15 protein-coding genes are annotated in these 20547 nt (G+C 43.7%); 10 read left to right on the top strand and 5 right to left on the bottom strand.

Features of this window, described 5'->3' with window-relative positions; all coding sequences use genetic code 11:
- Positions 1-22 precede the first annotated feature (22 nt).
- A complete protein-coding gene (locus G596_RS0113145; RefSeq protein ID WP_022762308.1) occupies positions 23-1909 on the bottom strand; it encodes a diguanylate cyclase in 1887 nt (628 codons plus the stop codon).
- Positions 1910-2018: 109 nt separating this feature from the next.
- On the bottom strand, positions 2019-2825 hold the full coding sequence (locus tag G596_RS0113150; RefSeq protein ID WP_022762309.1) for a hypothetical protein: 807 nt from the start codon (positions 2823-2825) through the stop codon (positions 2019-2021).
- A gap of 182 nt (positions 2826-3007) precedes the next feature.
- Here G596_RS0113150 and G596_RS0113155 point away from each other — a divergent pair, with 182 nt between their 5' ends.
- From G596_RS0113155 to G596_RS22160, 8 genes are all read left to right on the top strand, one after another.
- Complete coding sequence (locus G596_RS0113155) at positions 3008-4042, top strand: extracellular solute-binding protein (RefSeq protein WP_022762310.1); 1035 nt, start codon at positions 3008-3010, stop codon at positions 4040-4042.
- A complete protein-coding gene (locus G596_RS0113160) occupies positions 4035-5693 on the top strand; it encodes a sensor histidine kinase (protein ID WP_022762311.1) in 1659 nt (552 codons plus the stop codon). Before G596_RS0113155 ends, G596_RS0113160 begins: the two co-directional genes overlap by 8 nt.
- Positions 5694-5711: 18 nt before the next feature.
- Complete coding sequence (locus tag G596_RS0113165) at positions 5712-6473, top strand: response regulator transcription factor (protein WP_022762312.1); 762 nt, start codon at positions 5712-5714, stop codon at positions 6471-6473.
- 106 nt (positions 6474-6579) lie between these two features.
- Positions 6580-7800: an ABC transporter substrate-binding protein gene (locus G596_RS0113170; RefSeq protein ID WP_022762313.1), complete on the top strand. Its 1221-nt coding sequence runs from the start codon at positions 6580-6582 to the stop codon at positions 7798-7800.
- Positions 7801-7864: 64 nt separating this feature from the next.
- Positions 7865-9577 carry an ABC transporter permease gene (locus G596_RS0113175; RefSeq protein WP_022762314.1) on the top strand — a complete coding sequence of 571 codons (1713 nt, stop codon included), beginning with the start codon at positions 7865-7867 and terminating at the stop codon, positions 9575-9577.
- Positions 9578-9593: 16 nt separating this feature from the next.
- A complete protein-coding gene (locus G596_RS0113180) occupies positions 9594-10655 on the top strand; it encodes an ABC transporter ATP-binding protein (protein WP_022762315.1) in 1062 nt (353 codons plus the stop codon).
- Positions 10656-10684: 29 nt separating this feature from the next.
- Positions 10685-11371 carry an MgtC/SapB family protein gene (locus G596_RS0113185; protein ID WP_022762316.1) on the top strand — a complete coding sequence of 229 codons (687 nt, stop codon included), beginning with the start codon at positions 10685-10687 and terminating at the stop codon, positions 11369-11371.
- 591 nt (positions 11372-11962) lie between these two features.
- Positions 11963-12298: a hypothetical protein gene (locus G596_RS22160; protein ID WP_022762317.1), complete on the top strand. Its 336-nt coding sequence runs from the start codon at positions 11963-11965 to the stop codon at positions 12296-12298.
- Between the two features lie 369 nt (positions 12299-12667).
- Here the strand turns inward: G596_RS22160 and G596_RS22165 are convergent, their stop codons facing one another.
- From G596_RS22165 to G596_RS0113205, 3 genes are read right to left on the bottom strand one after another with little or no spacing between them, the layout of a single operon-like run.
- Positions 12668-13954, bottom strand: a complete 1287-nt coding sequence (locus G596_RS22165) for a DUF5605 domain-containing protein (protein WP_022762318.1) — start codon at positions 13952-13954, stop codon at positions 12668-12670.
- A complete protein-coding gene (locus tag G596_RS0113200; protein WP_022762319.1) occupies positions 13947-14594 on the bottom strand; it encodes an HAD family hydrolase in 648 nt (215 codons plus the stop codon). The genes G596_RS22165 and G596_RS0113200 overlap by 8 nt, the downstream gene beginning before the upstream one ends.
- Position 14595: 1 nt before the next feature.
- Positions 14596-14835, bottom strand: coding sequence for a hypothetical protein (locus G596_RS0113205; protein ID WP_026498853.1), 240 nt, complete (start codon positions 14833-14835; stop codon positions 14596-14598).
- Positions 14836-15000: 165 nt separating this feature from the next.
- Here G596_RS0113205 and G596_RS0113210 point away from each other — a divergent pair, with 165 nt between their 5' ends.
- Both G596_RS0113210 and G596_RS23910 read left to right on the top strand, forming a co-directional pair.
- Positions 15001-15564, top strand: a complete 564-nt coding sequence (locus G596_RS0113210) for a rhomboid family intramembrane serine protease (protein ID WP_022762321.1) — start codon at positions 15001-15003, stop codon at positions 15562-15564.
- 289 nt (positions 15565-15853) lie between these two features.
- A partial coding sequence (locus tag G596_RS23910) for an InlB B-repeat-containing protein (protein ID WP_026671334.1) occupies positions 15854-20547 on the top strand: 4694 nt, incomplete at its 3' end.

Genomic DNA, 20547 nt, shown 5'->3' on the forward strand with positions numbered 1-20547 from the left:
AATAAAAACTCCCGAGAATGAATCAGTTCTCGGGAGTGTTATTTTTCTTATTCTGTTTATTTCTTTTTTTCATCTTGTACATCTGTTCATCGGCCATGGCAATGATCTTATCGAGGTCGAGGAACTCATCAAATATAGTCGAGTATGCTCCGTAGCTTGAAGATACGGTGTAGCCAAGCTTTTCGCTTTCTTCCTTAAGTTTTTTCTCCATCTTCGCTATAATATCGCAGCTGTTGCACTCGCCGGGCACCAAGGCAAGCATTTCATCACCGCCGAATCTGACACAAAGAGAACCTTTGGGACATACGGCTTTAAGCACCTTCGCAACCGTAGCTATTGCACGGTCGCCGGCAGCATGACCGAGATTGTCGTTTATCTCTTTGAGGCCGTTTAAGTCGGTCATGATGATTGTAAGCTTCTGGCCGGAATTCTGAGGCGCATCCTTGAGCTCTTCAAGTTTTGAAAGAAATGCCAGTCTGTTGTAGAGACCGGTGAGGGCATCATTTTGATACATCCTCTGAATCTTATCGCGCAGATATTTCTGGTAGCGGATGGTTACATAACCACCAAAGCCCATTCCGAGACAGTTTGTAAGGCTCGGAGTTCTTGAATAATCTATCAGATCGTACCGATTGAAGGAATAGCATACAAAACCGATATCTTTTCCCATATACTCAAGAACATTGAAGATAATGGGATAGCCCCTCTCCATGATATCCTCGAGATTTGGGATGATATCCTCTTCATTGTACGGGAAAATCTCGTCAGTGTCGCTGTAGGAGTTATAGATGACGCTTCTGGTGGTCTTTTCCATGTCTTCGAGGAAATAATTGTTCTCGATGTTAAAGCAGGCATCTTCCACAATAAGGCACATATTATTGGTGATGGAGTTCGTAACTGAATTGGAAAGGTGCCAAATGCAGTCGGCCATCGTGTCACTAGCCATGATGTTGGAAGTGAGATCCTGCATAATATATACGTCATCCTGATGATGGTAGAATCTGTTGTTAAAGCCCTGAACAGTAGACATCCAGTTAATCTGGCAGCGAGGACAGCCGCAGGACTCGTTGGCCATGAAACTGGGAGTTATCCACTCGGTAATGTTTTTTTCGCCGCGAAGAACGCCGTTTATAACTTTCATGACGGTATTTGCAAGAGTTGCACTGTCACAGATAGCGGTCGTGATTCCGGGAGAGGATAAAAAGGCCTCATCCAGTCCGTCAAATCCGGATATCAGAACCTGATCCGGGGTAGTAATTCCGTGGGAACTAAAGACATCACAGACATTTATCGCCATGATATCGTTGGCACAGATAACGGCATCCGGAACGATATCCCTTTTAAGCAGCTCCTTGGCAGCAGCTCTTGAAGGAATCGACCAGAAATCCCCGTAGCTTACCATGCTGTTATCAAAGGTGAAGCCATTTTCTTCTATGACTTTTTTGAAAACTTCAAGCCTCTCGTTTGAGAATTCGCTGTCCGGTTTTCCGGCCATAAAATGAGGATGTTTAGGCTTGTGGAACTCAATTATGTGCCTTACTATGGCTTCAAAACCCTTGGCATAATCAAATTTTACATGGGAAACATTATCATATTCGCCGTCAACGATGATGGCGGGAACCTCATGACTGTTAGCCTTGTCGATGATTCGTTCGACGAGCTCACGACATTTGATCTTTTCATCCATGATAATAATGGCATCGACTTTGTCATAAGGAATAAGGTCAAAAACAGATGCTTCTGCGAGATGGGCATTGCCGACATTGCCTATTTCGGCATTCATGGCATAGATAAACAGACGGCTGTCAGCTGCCTTCAAGAGCTCATTGAGTTCTGCTGTAAAACTGAAGACCTGAGAGTCGTATATTCTATATGTGCATAGAGCTATTATCTTCTTGCCAGCTATCATATGCCCTCACAAAAGTTACGCTGATAATCAGAAAAAATCATTTTTCCATTTAATATATTATCATATAAAAATCTGCATAGTACTAATATTTATTTGGATTTATATTTTTTTAGCGTTTTTTTATAACTAAATACAGAATGTGGCTGTGATGGAAAACGAAAACAGCCGCAAGCAGGAACAGATGGGTGTAAAAAGCTCCCACTATGTAGTAATTGCGCTCAAGCAGGTAACCTGCCTCGAATCCAAAGAAACAAAGGAGCCCCGACAGCGTAAGTCCCAGCATCAGAAGCGGGAGCTTCATGAATATGTTTCTCATGGCATGCAGGAAATCCTTGAAGGAAGCGTCGAAGTAAACGAAACGACCTATCATAAGACCGAGATAGTACATCATAACAGGGCTGTACTCACTTTCGTCGCCGATGACATTAAGAAACATCAAGATGATTATCACGTAAAACATACCCAGCATTCTGACGCAGGCGATGTCATCTCTGGAAATCCTTTTTAAAGGGATGATGATCTTATCCAAAATTGTATTTAAAACGCAGGACAAGCAGATAAGAAGCAGAAGTACGAAATCCTTCCAGTTTTCCCAGATATACATGAACTGTCCGAGGTATCCTGTCTGCGTGGTGCCCTGAATCAGGCTGTATACGTGGTTTAATACCACATAGGCGCAGGCAAAGGACATGACTGAGGTCGCGGAGATTATCATCTCATACAGGAGCTGAACCGAGTTATGAAAACGTTCACTGATAAGGGCTTTCCGCTCTTCGCGTTCTCTGCTTGTTGTGACTATTTCTGTTCCGCCGAGGATCAGGAAGTCACAGATGATTATGCCAACCAGTGCCAAAAGAAAGAATATGAGCTTTTTTATCAAAGTAAAATCCGGATTTATATATGCATCTATGGTCATTTTGGTTTCTCCTTAATTTATTTAACAACCTTTATATTTTAATGACTTCTCCGACCTTTTTTCAACCCCCGCCGCGATCAAATTGCGCGCTCCCGAAAATATTTTTCCACATGATATAATCAGTGTATTATATTTCCAAAACTATTAGTTTTAATTGTTTTAGAACAAAGGATAACGGTTGTATGAAACAGCGTGAAGGCTTGCCGATTTGGGCGATAATTGCAGTTCTGCTCGTAGTGGCTCTTTTGGGCGGAATTTTGCTTAATCTAAATAAAAAGAATACAGAAAGCAGTGATAAGCTCGTTGTTGTTTCACCGCATCCGACGGATTTCATGATTCCTCTTATTCAGGAGTTTGAAAATGAGACGGGGATAGAGGTGGACCTTCGCAGCTGCGGTACTTCCGAGGCTATTCGCAGCATGGTGGACGATGAAAATATCGATGTTTTGTGGGGAGGATCGCTTTTGTCCGTTGGTGCATACAGTGAGTTCTTTTACCCGTACAAAACCGTGAACAGGGCTATGTTCAAGGATGATTTCAAGGATATTGACGGGAGGATCACCTGTTTTTCCAACGTTCCCAGTGTGATCATCGTGAACGAAGATATTATAGGAAACACGCAGATTGAGGGCTATGAGGACCTTCTTGCCGAGAATCTCAAGGGTAAGATCGCTTATGCGAATCCCGGTAAGTCATCTTCTGCCTTCGAGCACCTGGTTAACATTCTCTATGCGATGGGGGATGGTAATCCGGAAGCCGGCTGGGATTATGTGGAAAAATTCATCGATCAGCTGAATGGTATTTTGCTTGGAAGTTCTTCTGAAGTCTACGAGGGCGTTGCTGCAGGAAAATATGTGGCAGGTCTTACTTTTGAGGAAGCTGCGGTTACTATGCTCGGAAAAGGGAAGCATATAAGGATAATCTACATGGAGGAGGGTGTCGTTTCGACGCCTGACGGAATCTATATCAGCAAGGATTCTGCGCACATTTTGAAGGCGGAGAAGTTTGTAGACTTCATGACAAGTGCGGGGACCCAGGAATTTATGGCGGGTAACCTCGGAAGACGCTCTGTTAGACGCGATGTATCTGCATCGGAGCTTGTTATCCCCGATAATGAGATTACCGCAATCGATGTCGACAGAGATGAAGTAATCAGCAAAAAGGATGAATGGAATTCCAAATTCCTTGCACTTTTCGGGGAGGATAGCGATGAATAAGGCTCCCGCATCTTTTCAGGAAAACATAAGAAAAACCTTCATCAGATTTTCGGTTGTGCCCGTAGCGCTTGTTTCCGTAATGGCTTTGATTCTCTTTGTATTTTCCTTTGCCTTGATTATGGCAATCTCAAATCGTGGAGAAAATGAGGCTGTCAATGAAAAGCTCACAAGGATGACCAACATCTATTATCAGATGATGGATGATGTTGGAGAATCTCTTGAGAATAATCATCTGACCGTTTCGAGGAATGAGGTTTTCGGAATTCTGTATGACAGGACCTCGGAATTTGAGGATATCGGAGATCTGATTATCCTCTCAAAGGATCAGAAGGTGCTGTTTAAGAGTAAGAGTAGTGTTCCACAGTTTTTGACGGATGGAACAAGCTCAAACTGGGGCATACTGAAGGCTTTGAAGAAGGCGAGGGGTAAGACCGCGTCGATTCTGTACGATAAGAAACTCTGCATAGGAAAAGGCGTGTATCGCGGCGAGAAACTCAGATTCATGATCGTCTATATCGTGCCCTCGGATGTGCTCAGCGTGGCGTCGGAGATTCAGAGCAGATATGTGATCATCACAGATAAAAATGGCTGGATCTACGCGGCAAACACGAATAAACTCCGAGACAGCTACGGACAGATAGATTCGAGGATTTCACAAAACACAGGATTTATCATGGCCGACGGCGGACTGTTCTATGTGCATAAGTCGGTAACCGACAAGGGATTTGGGGTCTATACTATAACCGACATGGGCTGGAGCGTTCAGCTGATTATAGTACTTATTGTGATTCTTGCGATAGTATTTCTGGCAATTGCGTTTGTTACAGTCAGAAGTACGGCAAAGAGCTCAGAGGAATACACCAGGGATATCAGGAAAATTGAGAACGCCCTTGAAGAGGTTCAGAACGGCAATCTTGATGTGAGCCTCAGGATAGGCAGCAGCAAGGAGTTCATGACCATCGGTAACGACTTCAACGACATGCTTAAGGGCCTTCGCGAGCAGATAGAGAGGAACAACGAACTAGCACAAAATGCGGCTTTCGCGCAGGTTAAACAGCTGGAGAGCCAGTTTAATCCGCACTTTTTATTCAATACTCTTGATAATATAAGATTCATGGCTAAGATCGATCCCGCGGCAGCTGATAAGATGATTGTGTCTTTGTCGGGGATTTTGCGATACTGCATCCGTGATATGCGAGAGGAAGTTACGGTCAGGGAGGATCTTGATAATCTGCAGTTTTACCTGAATATATTGCAGATACGTTTCAACAAGCGTTTTGCCTATAATATCGAGGTCAGTGAGGACATCATGGACTGCCTCATTCCGAAGCTGATGCTGCAGCCTCTTCTTGAAAATGCTATCAAGTACGGCTTCGGTGACCGTGAAAAGCTGACGGTGAATATTCGCGGCTATCAGATGCAGGATGAGCTTGTCTTTATCTGCGAAGACGATGGCGCCGGAATTGATGAGGAGCAGCTGTGGGTGATCCAGAATTACCTGAAAGAGGATGAAAACCGCACCAACCATTATGGGCTGTATAATATTCATCGCAGGATCAGGCTGCTTTACAAGGGCAACTACGGCCTGGATGTTACAAGTAAGAAGAATGAAGGCACGTGTGTGAGGATGATTATTCCGAAGCATATGTAGCGCCGGATGAGGGTAAGAATGTACAGAGTACTTATTGTAGAAGACGAAGATATCATAAGAAAGGGCATCGCCTACACCATGGATTGGACAGGCATGGGCTGCACCATAGCAGGCGAAGCCGCTAACGGCAAGGAAGGCCTTGAGAAGATTGAGGAACTTTCACCGGATATAGTTCTTGCAGACATAATGATGCCTGTTATGGACGGCATTGAGATGATCAGAAAAGGGCAGGAAATCTCTGACTTCAAGGCTATCATAATGACCAGCTATGCCGATTTTGAATACGCAAAACAGGCGATTGACCTTGGAGTATCAGCGTATCTGATGAAGCCCGTGGATGAGGAAGAACTGAGGAAAAATGTTGCGAAGGTAACTTCCGAGATCGAGAAGGATAAGCAGATAAAGCAGCTTTCGGAGAGAAAGAAATCCGGAGATGACCTCGATGTGGCCTTCATCAAGTCGGACAAGGATAATGACTATATTCAGCAGATAATTGAGAGGACGCGTGAGCGCTATTCTGAGAAGATCAGTCTGGACATGTTTTCAGAGGAACTGGGAGTGTCTTCAAGCTATCTTTCGCGCAAATTCAAAGAGGCCACCGGCCAGACCTATCTTGATTTCCTGAACCGCTACCGCGTAAGCCAGGCAGTAAAGCTCCTCGAAACCGGCACCTACAAAGTGTATGAAGTCTCGGAACTTACCGGCTTCAGCGACTACAAGTACTTCAGTACTGTCTTTAAGAAGTACGCCGGAAGTTCCCCCTCTGACTTTGTGAAGTGAAGTTCAAAATATTGGATAATTAAACAGAATTTTAGGTATAGAAAAACGATTTCCTTCGGTATCATCTTCTTATCAAATGTATTTAACATTTTGAAAGGAGAGGAAAATGAGAAAAAAGTTAGCATTGGTTTTAGCAGGACTTATGACACTCAGCGTAGTTGGCTGTGGCGGATCTAACGGAGGATCTACAGAGGCACCTGCTGCTGAGACAAAGACTGAGGAGGCTGCACCGGCTGAGACAGCTACAGAAGAGCCCGCAGCAGAGGAGACAACAGAAGCTGCAGAGGCAACAGAGGATGCAGGTGAGGCTACAGAGGCCGGCGGAATGGATGCTCTTATTGAGGCAGCTAAGGCTGAGGGAGAGCTCATCGTTTACGGTTCATGCGAGGAAGAGTACCTTGCAGCAGCTTGTGAGAACTTCGAAAAAATGTATGGCATAAAAGTTCAGTATCAGCGCCTTTCTACCGGTGAAGTTCAGAGTAAGATCGAAGAAGAGAACGGAAATCCTTCAGGTGACGTTTGGTTCGGCGGCACAACCGATCCCTATAACGTAGCAGCAGGCGAGGGACTTCTTGAGGCATATGAAGCACAGAATGCTTCTCATCTTATCGGTGATAAGTATCGCGACAAGGATGGTTACTGGTATGGAATCTACAAGGGAATCCTTGGTTTCATGGTGAACAGAGACGAGCTCGAGAGAATGGGCATCGACGAGCCTAAGGACTGGCAGGATCTTCTTGATGAGAAGTACAAGGGACTTGTATGGCTTTCAAACTACAACACAGCAGGAACAGCTAAGCTTGTTATCAACACAATGATCCAGAAGTACGGACATGATGAAGGTATCCAGTACCTCGTTGACCTCGATAAGAACATCGAAGTTTACACAAAGTCAGGTTCAGGCCCTTCCAAGAACGTTGGAACAGGTGAGTGTATCGTAGGTATCGGTTTCCTTCACGATGGCATCACACAGATCGTTGACAACGGTTATGGCAATATTGACCTCGTAATTCCTTCAACAGGAACATCCTTCGAGATCGGTGCAACAGCTATTTTCAAGGGATGCGCACATCCCAATGCAGCTAAGCTTTGGATCGAGTATGCACTCAGCCCTGATTGCGTTGAGCTAGCAGCACAGAACGGTTCTTACCAGTTCCTTGTTATCGACAATGCAAAGCAGCCCGAAGTAGCAGCAGAGTTTGGACTTGATCCCGAGAACGTTATGGATTATGACTTCGAAGATGCAAAAAAGAATACAGAAACTTACATTGAGGAAGTTATGACCGCACTCGGAAGCGCAGCAGACGATCGTTTCCAGACCGAGTAATATAACTATTATGGGCGGATGTGTATTTCATCCGCCCTTAATTTTTTAGAGGAGGAGTTGAAAAATGGCAAAGAGTCAAAGTGCCAGCCTTGACAGGAAAAAGCTCATGGCGGATCCCATCATGGTTTCTACCATTATTCTTTTGGTGGTTTTTCTTACAGTATTTATTCTTTACCCGCTGGCTATACTGCTTGTTGACAGCTTTGTATCTGAATCGGGGTTAACGCTTGATACATTTAAGAGAGTTATGGGACTCTCAAATTTCAGACGCGCGATTACCAACACACTTAAGGTTGGATTTTTGGTAGGTATCGCGTCAGCTCTCATAGGCCTTTTATTTGCTTATGTTGAGGTTTATGTAAAACTCAGAACAAAATTCATGGAAGGCCTTTTCAAAGTCGTTTCCATGCTTCCGGTGGTTTCGCCGCCGTTTGTGCTTTCACTTTCAATGATCATGCTTTTCGGAAAAGCAGGTATCATTACACGTTTTATCTTACATATCTATGACAACAGCGTGTATGGATTCTGGGGCATCGCCATAGTCCAGACACTTACATTTTTCCCTGTGTGCTACATGATGCTCAAGGGACTTTTGAAAAATATCGATCCTTCACTTGAGGAGGCTGCCAGAGACATGGGCGCTTCCCGTTTCAAGGTATTCATGACGGTTACTTTCCCGCTTATTCTTCCGGGTCTTGGAAATGCCTTCCTTGTAACCTTCATCGAGTCTATTGCGGACTTTGCTAACCCCATGATTATCGGTGGTTCCTACGATACACTTGCGACAACAATTTACCTTCAGATCACAGGTGCGTATGATAAGCAGGGCGCGGCTGCCATGGCGGTTGTACTTCTTGCAATCACACTCGTGATGTTTATCATCCAGAAGTATTATCTCGAAGCCAAGAGCACAGCTACTCTTTCAGGAAAAGCGTCCAGAGAGCGTATGCTCATCACAGATAAGAGCGTTACAATCCCTCTTACAATCCTGTGCTCAGCGCTCGCGATTTTCGTAATAATCATGTATATCTGCGTTCCCTTCGGCGCTATGTTCAAGACCTGGGGATACGATTTTCATCTGACCTTCAAGTGGTTCGGTCAGGTGTTCACAAAGTACAAGGGACTCAAAGCATTTAAGGACAGCTTCATTCTTTCCTTCATATCAGCGCCTATCACGGCACTTCTGTCCATGATCATCTCTTATCTTGTTGTTAAGAGAAAGTTCAAGGCAAAGGGCTTTATCGAGGCGGTTTCAATGTTGGCTATGGCAGTTCCTGGAACTGTACTCGGTATCGGATATATCAGAGGATTTTCAGGCGGTATCTTCGGAACAGGAATCCTTCAGGGACTGTACGGAACAGGTGCTATTCTCGTAATCGTATTTATCGTTCGAAGCCTTCCTACAGGAACCAGAAGCGGTATCTCCGCCCTCAGACAGATTGATAAGAGCATTGAGGAATCCGCTTATGATATGGGTGCCGACAGCTTCAAAGTGTTTATGACAGTTACACTTCCGCTTATCAAGGACAGCTTCCTTTCGGGATTTGTAACATCCTTCGTAAGAAGTATCACAGCGATCAGTGCAATCATCCTTTTGGTTACACCTTCGTATCTTCTTATTACGGTTCAGATCAACGAGTTCGCAGAGAAGGGATCCTACGGAATTGCCTGCGCTTTTGCATCAATCCTGATCCTTATCACCTACAGTGCGGTTCTTGTTATGAACCTTGTGATTAAACATTTCGGAACAAGTCGCCAGGTTAAGACTACAGATTGACGGGAGGAGAAAAATTATGTCAAAGGAGAAAAAGGGCGTACGCCTTGAACATATTTCAAAGATTTACAAGGATCCCAAGACCGGTAAAGATTTCTATGCAGTTAAGGATGCAAATATCGAGATCGAACCCGGAAGTTTCGTAACACTTCTTGGACCTTCAGGATGCGGAAAAACAACAACACTTCGTATGATAGCCGGCTTTGAGAGCCCGGATGAGGGAGAGATTTACCTTGGAAATGAGCCGATAAATGCGCTCACTCCCAACAAGCGTGATACAGCTATGGTTTTCCAGAGCTATGCGCTTCTTCCTCACTACAACATTTTTGATAATGTTGCATACGGACTTAAGCTTCGTAAGATGGATAAGGAGACTATCAGGAAAAAGGTTACTGACATTCTCGGACTCGTAGGACTTGAGGGCATGGAAAACAGAATGACTAACCAGCTTTCAGGTGGACAGCAGCAGAGAGTTGCTCTTGCTAGAGCGCTTGTAATTGAGCCCGGCGTGCTCCTTTTCGATGAGCCTTTGTCAAACCTTGATGCAAAGCTTCGTGTTTCCATGAGAACAGAGATCAGAAGAATCCAGCAGGAAGCAGGAATCACAGCTATTTATGTAACTCATGATCAGAGTGAGGCTATGGCTATCTCCGATAAGGTCATCATCATGAAGGGTGGTCTTGTGGAGCAGATTTCCACACCTCAGGAAGCTTACTACTATCCGAACAACAAGTTTGTCGCAGATTTCATTGGCGAAGCAAACTTCCTTAAGGCTATTGTCAAGTCACAGGATATTGTCGAAATAAATGGTGAAGAGGTTAAGTGCTCAACAGGAAGTCTTGGAAATGGAGCTGAGTGCAGCATCGTTCTTCGTCCCGAGGGAGCAACCCTTGGCGACAACGGTTCTATAATGGGCGAAGTTGAGTATTCATGCTTCATGGGTGCTTATCAGGATTATCACATTAAGATCGGTGATGAACTTGTTAAGATCCAGGAGTACAACCCGAAGAACAAGAAGATTTATGGTGTAGGCGACAAGGTTTATCTGAACTTTGAAGAAAATACATTATATGCGCTTTAAAAAGAACACGAAGAAAAGGAGGGCGCTGAATGGGAACGCTCGAATTTTTTGAAAGCAGTGCCGATCTTGCGGTCGCACTTAGACTTGTGATAGCAACTCTTTTCGGTTGCCTCATTGGCTGGGAACGTGTGGTAAAGCGTCATACCGCGGGTATCAAGACTTTTGCTCTTGTGAGCCTTGGTTCAGCGGTTGCGACATCCCTGAATATATATCTTGCAATGTTGCCGGGGCTTGGGGCTGATGTCAGCCGAATTCCCGCCGGCGTAGTAAGCGGTATCGGTTTCCTCGGCGCAGGTACTATCCTCGTCACAGGTAAGAAACAGATAAAGGGACTTACCACAGCTGCTTCTCTGTGGGTTACTTCCTGCATGGGAATGGCTATTGGCGCAGGATATATCGTTATCGGCATCACTTGCTTTGTGCTGGTCATGATCGCCAACGTAGTGCTTATGAATCTCAGCAATGTTGTTGAAGAATATAGTAAGTACATGAGCATGTATATTGAAGTGAATAAAGGCTCAGTCACTAAGCTCTCCAAGTATCTGTCTGAAGAGGATCTCTCAATCAGCAGTATGACCAAGAGCAAGGAGAAGACACTTCAATCCTCTGATGTTGCACTTCTGATCGATATCGACAGCTCCAGAAGACGCTCCCACAGGGAAATCATCAGAAGACTCCAGGAGCTGGAGTATGTTAATTATGTGGAAGAGATTTGATGGATATAGCATTATTTATAGGCTTGTCGTAAGTCAATTCGCGAAGAAATTAGGAATGGACTTACAGCTGGAGTCCTTTTTCTGTGGAATAGGAGTTTTGTGCAAAACCACAGATGTGTAAATCGGATTAATCTGCGTAATATAAATTTTGTGCTAGAACACAGATAAAAAAATTGGTCAAATCTGTGAAAAAAATAATATGTGTAATATCATAGATGATTTTGAATTTTTATAGTTAAATTTATCTGTGAAAATTAGTATTGCGTAAGGAACACAGAAATATCTGACACAAAACTGGGTGGATAAAGGAAAAATATCTGTGAATAAAGAGTAGAAGCCCATAACACAGATTTTGGCAGAAAAATAATCTGTGAAAGAATTAAAAAAGTGGTTTTCACAGAAGATGAATAAATCCTATGGACATAATGTGGAAATGCTAAGTATATAAGATGTTAATCACAACAAAAAACATTGTGGTTCAAAATTAAGACACATTTGTGTGCTAGCATCAAAAATATGTGGATAATAAAGTCGCAATCAAACACAGTGTTTATCCATACCACATCAATTATCAATTTGGAGGAAACAAAAATGAGTCAGGAAAAAGTTGATGCTTACAAAATCGAGAAGAAGGGGAGAAAGGCAAGAATCGCAAAACATAAGAGAAATGTAAAGATTGCAAAGTGTGTAAGTCTGGTGCTTCTGCTTGCTGTATGTTCTCTGGTAGGATGGAGAGTTTATGCTGCTAAACATCCTACAGCAGATGCGGCTGCAACAGAGATTTCAGAGGATGTAGTACCTGCAGCAGAGACAGTTGATGGAACAGAAGCTACAGCAGATAATGCAGAGGAAACTACTACAGAAGATACTACTACAGAAGATACTACTGAGGATGCTGCAGCGGAAGACACAACAGATGCTAACTAATCCGTGATATATTTCATGACTGATTAAGATAATCAGTTTCAGGCTGAATTTTTAATTTAGCATTTAGTTTCAATTTAGGTTAGAGGTATATAGTGTAATCATCGAGAGGAGCAATCCTTTTGGAAATAACATACACACACTCTTTCTTCATATTAGTTGGCCGGGCTTCTCGAGGAGCCCGGCCATTCCTCATTAATATCGCAAAGCTTTATTCAGTCAATCTTTCAAATCAGGAAAAGTTCTATCTAATCATATACTAAAAAATCATAGCATCCTTTTTAAACCTTTGCCATATACGGAACAACAAACAAGCTTCTGATCATTTATCCAATAGCCGGAGCAGTACTGGTTCTGGGAAGTGTTATTTCCCTAGTGTGCAATCACAGCCATATAGGGCTTGCCGGGCAGAGCAACAGTAACCTTTCCTGATGCATTCTCGAGGACAACTTCCCTGGTCATGTTCCAGGTGTCAATTACTTCGACTTTGTACTTTTTATCTGCGGGCAAAACCAGAGTATCCCTGGCACAGCACCTGAGATAATAATAATTGATGATAGCAGAGTTATCAGCGCATCTGCCGCTGTAGCAGTGTTCTGCGTAGAAATGCATATGACGGTTCTCGGGAGTCATCAGTTCTATGGCATTCATGAAACTGACAAAACCGGGATCCTTTTCTTTTTCGCGGCGCTCCTCATCGGAGAGCTCAGAGAAGTAAGGAATACCGCCCGCCGGAGGTTCAACCGGTCCCGGAAGACTTTCAACAATTTCTTTAAGAAAAGCAATACGCTCGGGAGATGTTCCTTTTAAGCGGCCGCCCTTCGACCACCACAGCACATCGTCAGGATCAAGAAAAGTCTCTCCGTGAGTACAGTAAGCCCCGCTTACGATGCTCATCCAGAATCTGGCAGTCATCTCCTCGCCGGAAATAGAACCCCAGAAATCGGGAATATTTCCCTCATAACAGCACTCGTCAACCATAATCGGTTTTCCGAACTTCCTAACGAGACCTCCAATATCGGGAAAACGCTTGGTCTGGTAGGAACCGTGTGTAATATTCGCTCTCGAAGTATCCCAGGGAACAAAACAGTTATGGTTGGAAATAAGATGATGCCTCTTATCATGAGATGCTAGATACTCCTCAATCTCATACCAATCCTCCATGCTCTTTCTATGAAGCAGAAGATCATACTCATTCGCAAGGCTCCACCAGATATTATCAAGATGTCCCAGCCTGTCTATGCAAAGCTGCAGATATTTTAGATTATCTTCCTGTGAAAACTGCGAGAATCCCCATCTGTCGTAGGGATGGAAAAGAATGAGATCGCACTGAATCTCCATATTATCAAGGTGCTTAATAATGCCTTCCAGATGATTCCAGAATCTCTCATCGGGTGAATCTACATCCCAACACCCGGAATCAGTCTTATGGAACGGATAGAACTCCGGCTCATTTTTATTATAGGTATAGTCCTTGGGAAAAACGCACATTCTGACCTTATTAAAAGGAGAGCCGGAAAGGCTCTCAAAGGTCTGCTCGATTATTTCCGAAGTTTGATGCGCGAAGGCATAGATAGTTGTACCGAAAGGATAGAAAATTGTGCCGTCCTCATATTCGAAGTGAGTACCGACAGCTTTTACCATTCCATGTTTACTCATGAAGTAAAATCTCCTTAAGTTCCTCTGTGTCTTTTGCAAAGAGCTCCGCACCTGCTTCTATAAGCTCAGGCTTATCGCGAAATCCCCACAAAACAGTAACCATTGAAAGCTCTGAATTCTTTGCGGTGGCAACATCAATATCAGAGTCTCCGACATACACGGCTTCCGATTTTGACACACCAAGCTCAGAGAGCGCGATATCCACAAGCTCCGGTGAGGGCTTTCTCGGAACACCTTCTCTTGCGCCTACAGCCACTGTGAAAAGACCGTCAAAATAACTCTTTGCCAACCTGTGTACATTTTCATCGGTTTTGTTGGATACTACCGCGGTTTTAATTCCCGCATCCTTTAGAGACCTAAGTAGCTCGCAGATTCCGGGATAGGGCTTCGTCTTCTCCGTGCAGTGAAGAGGGTAGTACTCCTTGTGCATGGCAAGAACCCTGCTCTCGGTCTCGGGATCCGTGCCCTCGGGAACACATTTATTCACAAGGTATACCATACCTTTTCCGAGAAAAGCGCGAACCTCCTTTGTTGAACGCTCGGGAAGACCATTCTCACGAAGAGCATGATTCACGCTGTCTCTTAAATCATCAAGACTGTCGAGGATGGTTCCGTCCATATCAAAAATGACTGCTTTCATATTATTGCTGCCTTCCCATATCCATCATGGTTCTGAAAAGATCGATATCATTCTGTGTAAGCTTGATATTACACTGCTTTGAAGCTCCGTCCGGAGTTGTGATTTTCATATCAAAAATGGTGCCCTCCTGAAGGGATGAGTCCTTTACCGCATTGAAAAAAGGGAATACGCGCGGGTGCTCAGCCTTGAAGGTGTTAAATTTCTGCTGCAATTCCATAATTGCCATAGGATTAATATTCATAAAAACCTCGCTAAAATAAATTATGCTTGCGCCGCAGCACAGCATATTTATTCTAAGAAAAAACAGGGTATCTTGTCTAGTACCGGCCTTGGTTTATCTGATATTTAGGAGAAAAATGTGATATGATTACATAAAATCATTGCTTACTTAAGGGGATTTGGGAAAATGAAAAAACTAAAGATAACATTTAACGCACCTGTTGTACTTGGCTTTGCACTGCTTAGTTTTGCAGTCCTTCTTCTGGGAATAGTAACGCATGGAGCCAGCACACAGACATTTTTCACAACCTACAGATCGGATCTTCGATCGCCGCTCACCTATCTCAGATTCTTCACTTATACGCTGGGACACTCCGGCTGGGAGCATTTCATCGGCAACATGTCCTATATACTTCTGCTTGGACCTGCGCTTGAGGAAAAGTACGGATCAGCAAAACTTGTTGTTGTTATACTTGTTACCGCTCTTATAACGGGAATCGTAAATTCAATGTTTTTCCCTACTGTTGCACTATGCGGAGCTAGCGGAATTGTATTTGCATTCATCGTAATGACTTCCTTCACAGGCTTCAAAGGCGGAGAAATCCCGCTTACTTTCATTCTTGTTGCAATCATATTTATAGGACAGCAGATAATAGACGGGGTTTTCATAAACGATAATATCTCTAACACAGCACATATTGTGGGTGGAATTGTCGGAGCTGCAATCGGATATATTTGGAATAAGAAGTAATGGCTGACAAAAGTCCTGAAAAAATGTCAATCATTTTCTTGCAATATTTTTTCAAAAACAAATTAAAATAATTATCTGAAAATATCACAAATTGTTCTTTAAGAGCTGCATATGGCAGCTCTTTTGCATACAATAGAAACAATATAGACCTATTTTCACGAAATTCTCAACTTGTCAAGTACGAATTATGAATTGATTATTTCATATTTGGTAGTTTATTTTGAAAGAAAATTTCATATAATAATATATATTGCACTAGTTAACTTTTTTATCGAGGGGAGAAAAAGTCATGCGTAAGAATATCGCACGTAAACTTGCTGCATTTATGGCTCTTGTAGTCCTTCTTACGACCTTTGGGTCAGACTACAACAGCATTGGCGCTCGCGCTAATTCAGACGTAGATGCAATCGAGCAAGGTCTATCAGACGAAAACGGGCTCTGGGAACCCCAGGGCGCAGAACAACAGAATGTGCAGGAGGCTGAAGAGCCGGCACCGGAGGTGGTAGAGGAACCACAGGTAGAGGAGCCACAGGTAGAGGAGCCTCAAGTAGAGGAACCACCGGCAGAGGAACCTGTACAGGAAGAACCACAGGTAGAGGAGCCTCAAGCAGAGGCACCGGCAGAAGAAGCTCAGGTAGAAGAGCCTGCTGAAAATGTGGAGAATCCTGATGCACAGCCCACAGAGGAAGTACAGCCTACAGAGATTCCCGAAGAGGAAACTCCTGCAGCAGATACTCCCGCTGAGGAGACACCTTCAGCAGAGACACCAGCAGAGGAGAACGGTGAGGCAGTAGTGCCTGAAGAGGCACCTGCCGAGGCTGGAGAAGCTGAAGCACCTACAGCTGAGACACCTCAGGGTATCGTGATAAGCTATGTTGCAGCTGAAGGCGGTAAAGTATCTGTAGAAACTGAGACAGTTACAGAGGCTGCTGCCGGATCTACAGCTATAGCTGATGAAGGCTATAAGTTTGCAAACTGGACAGATGCTGCCGCTACAGTAGTAGGAGAGGAAGCAACTTTTGTTCCTTCAGCAGAGCAGACCGTTGAGGGTGCTGTTTTCACAGCTAACTTCGAAAAGCTTGCGGTAGAGGCTGAGCCCGAAGTTGATATGCCGGCTGTAATCTTTGATGATGAGGCCGGTGATATCAGCGTTCACGTTGAAGCCGGAGAAGGAGCTTTTCCTGAAGGCACCATAATGAAGGTTACTGCTGTATATGATCAGGCCATCCTTGATACAGCTGCACAGGCAGCAGGCGTTGAGGCTGACAGCACAGCAGCTGTTGATATCACTTTCTACTACAAGGATAAGGATATCGAGCCTGAAAAGCCTATCAAGGTACAGCTTCACAGTAAAGTAATCACAGAATCCGATGAAGCACAGGTAGTTCACATTTCTGATGACGGAGATGCGAATGTTATTTCTGATGCAAGTATGAACGGCGATACAGCTGAATTTAATTCCAGCGATTTCTCAGTATATGTAGTTGTCGGAAAAGATGATGATAACTGCCGTGTAAAGGTTGTTTTCAAGAATGGTGATGAAGAGATTGCTTCAATGTATGTCAAGAAGAATGACAAGATGGAGCAGGTTCTCTATGATCCTGGAGTTGGTCAATTAGCAGCCGGCGTTAATTTTGCAGGATGGACAACTGACAAGAATTATGAACCTGATGCAACCGGACTTACTATTCAAGAAATAAGGGATACAGTTAACGGTATGCTTCCACCTGCAATCGATGCTGATGAAGAAGGCGGAACAGTACTGGAATACTATGCAATGTTTCTTAAGCAGTACAAGGTAAAATATCTTGAAAACGAAGTTGTACTTGGAGAGCATGCAGTTAATGTACGTGCTGATGCTACAGGAGATGCTTCAATCAGACCTTACACTGTAAATATGGCATATACTGTGCCTGATGATGAGCATAAGTTTGAAGGCTGGCTTGTTGCTGAAGGCAATGGGAATATTGTAGACAGAGGGGGAGTAGAAACTGATAAGCCTTTCCCTAATCCCACGGACATAACAATAAAAGGTGATGTAGCCTTCTCTGTAGATGCTCCTTCAGGACATTGGCTTGTTTTTGATGAGAACGGAAAAGGAGCTACTTACTGCGCACCGATATTTGTTAAAGCAGATGAGGTTACAAGAAAATCCAGACCGGATGAGGAGATGACCAGAAAGGGTTATTCTTTTGGCGGTTGGTTCAAAGACAAAGCATGCACAGACGGAAATGAATTTACATTTGGTAACCCGCTTACTGAGAAAACAACCATCTATGCAAAATGGACTCCTAATAACGAAGCGCCCTATACAATTCTTATCTGGAAGCAGAATGCGGCCAAAAACGGCTATGATTTTGCAGGGTCTGCTGTAGGAAAAGGACGCGTTGGAAAGAAGATAAAAGAAGATGAAAAGGCTATCGAAGAAAAGACAATTGGAGATGTTAAATATGCAGTGATAGCCAAAGAACAGTATGGCGGAGTTAAATCTGCCGATGCAGAAAATCTTCCCAATATTAAGCATCCTGAGTTTGTCGGATTTACACTTAAGAATGTTGAAGATGCAACAATAACCGCCGAGGGTACCGGCGTAGCAAATGTATACTTTGATCGTGTTCAGTATACACTTAAGATGTATTTAACAAGGAAGACCGGTAATAATACTTACACGGGATCACAATATGCAGGTAACGGTGCGTATGGCGGAGCCTGGAACCTACCCTTAAATGGTATTACCAAGATTAAAGGTACTGCACCCGGTACAGCTGACGGACAGTACTACTATTATCCTATCACTGCCTATTATGGTGATGATATCTCGGGCCTGTGGCCTACATACGAAGAAGTACAACCTAGCGGACAAACTTTTGTAAGCTGGCTTCTTCGCAAAGGAGCTAAGTCCTATACCAGTAGCGGTAATGGTGGAAATACTGTCAAAGGTGTTATTGGAATAATGGATGAGTGCGTTCTTGCAGATCTTACTTCCAAGGATGGCAACTATGTAGTAGCCCGTTATGACAGCGATCCTTATAACTGGACCTATAATCTCTATTTTGCGGATGCAAATGGAGAATATCCCGCTGAACCCAGCAAGAAGGTTACAGTAAGATCTAATCAGAGTGGTATTGACTCTCAGCATGCTCCGCCGATAGACGGATATGAATATGTAAAACGTGATGGGTATAGTGTAACTGAGCGTCCCAAAACAGGTACTATAAACTATTATTATCAGCCTAAAGCATTTGCTATCAACTATATGGATGGTAAATATGCTAATGGTTCAGACGGTGAAATACAGAATAATAGCGGCGTTCAATTAACTGAAAGAGATGATATCAAATTTGGTGCTGATATTAGTGGATATAATATAACAGTAGATTGCCCCGAGCCTGGATATGTATTTGAAGGCTGGTACATGGATAAGGCATGTAATTCTAAATACGACTTTAACACCACAATGCCTATGGGAGGTGTAACAGTATTTGCAAAATGGCGTCAGATACAGTACCGTGCATTCCTGCATCCCAATATGGAAGGTGCAGATTGGGGTAATAATCAGGCCATGGATTTCCGTGTAGATTACGGCGCAAAAATCAGTTCACCTACAGGAAGAAAAGCAGGATACCGTTTTGTTGGCTGGTATACAACTCCTGACTTTAAGCCGGATTCAGTATTCAATGGAGACGTATATGTCCTGAATGAAGATACGGTTACCACTCCGTATACTGATAAGTTACCTGAGGATGCGAATAGATTTTGGATTACCAAACAGTTCGATATCTATGCTGAGTGGAGAGAGGTTCTCGACGGTGCGGAAGGAATTAACGTTGTTTACAGCCTGACCGATCCTGATATTGATGGCAAGGGACATCCCGGAACAGGAACAGGAACTGCTGAGGATAAAGGATTATACGTTGATAATTCACGTGCGATAGCAGTGCCGGCAGTAAAGGCTCCTGAAGGATATGTTTTCTCGAACTGGGTAGTTCAGAAATACATTTCAGGGGATAAATACGAGGATGTGCAGGATGTATTCCCCGGGGGATCATATGATATAAAAGCAGCATATGCTAAGGTTACTTCGCTTGGAGGAGGCAAGAATTCTTATGTAATCCAGCTTCGTGCTGAGTACAAGCTTAAAGAAGAAGCTACACCTACCTACATACCGTGGTATGCAAACGATAATACAGCTGCATTCACAATTGATAAGGTTGACGCCGGAGAAACCACAGATAAGAGCACACTGCAGATCAATGAAGCAGTTGAAATTAAGACAGTTCCTGATACCTCTTCCTACAAGTCCAAGTATGAATTCAAGGGCTGGGCAAAGGTAAACATGGGTAATACTGACGAAGAGGCATCTAGATTTATGAATAATTCAGCCAATTGGAAAAAGAGCGGGCTGAGTCTATTCATACCATATGAAAACGGCGCATTCACTTATGAAGGCAAGGCGGCAACAAAGGTTGCTGCTAATGAGGCAATGCCTTATCAGGCACTGTTTGCAGTTTGGGAAGATAAGCTGACTTATCATTCTAACACAGAGGATGATGAGACGTTTGAACAAACAGGAGATCCTGAATCAACTCTTACTGTTGCGGCCAACAGCTTCGAAAATGGTGAGTATACATTCCTTGGCTGGAATACTAAGCCTGATGGAACCGGTACGACATACCAGCCGGATTCATCTTATACACTTACTGAGGATGTTGATGAGCTCTTTGCTATGTGGGAGGATACCCTTACCTATAAGGCAAATACAGGTGCAGCTGTAGAGGATATTGTTGATAAGGGAGAAATCGGCGAAGGACTTACAGTAAGAGCAGCCGATACATTCACAAACGGCACCTACAAATTCAAAGAGTGGAATACACAGGCTGATGGACAGGGAACAACATATGAGCCTGGTAATACATACACACTCACGGATGAGGATGACGTCCTTTATGCGATCTGGGAAGACACCCTTACCTATAAGGCAAA

Source organism: Butyrivibrio sp. AD3002 (genome assembly GCF_000420905.1).
Lineage (GTDB): Bacteria > Bacillota > Clostridia > Lachnospirales > Lachnospiraceae > Butyrivibrio.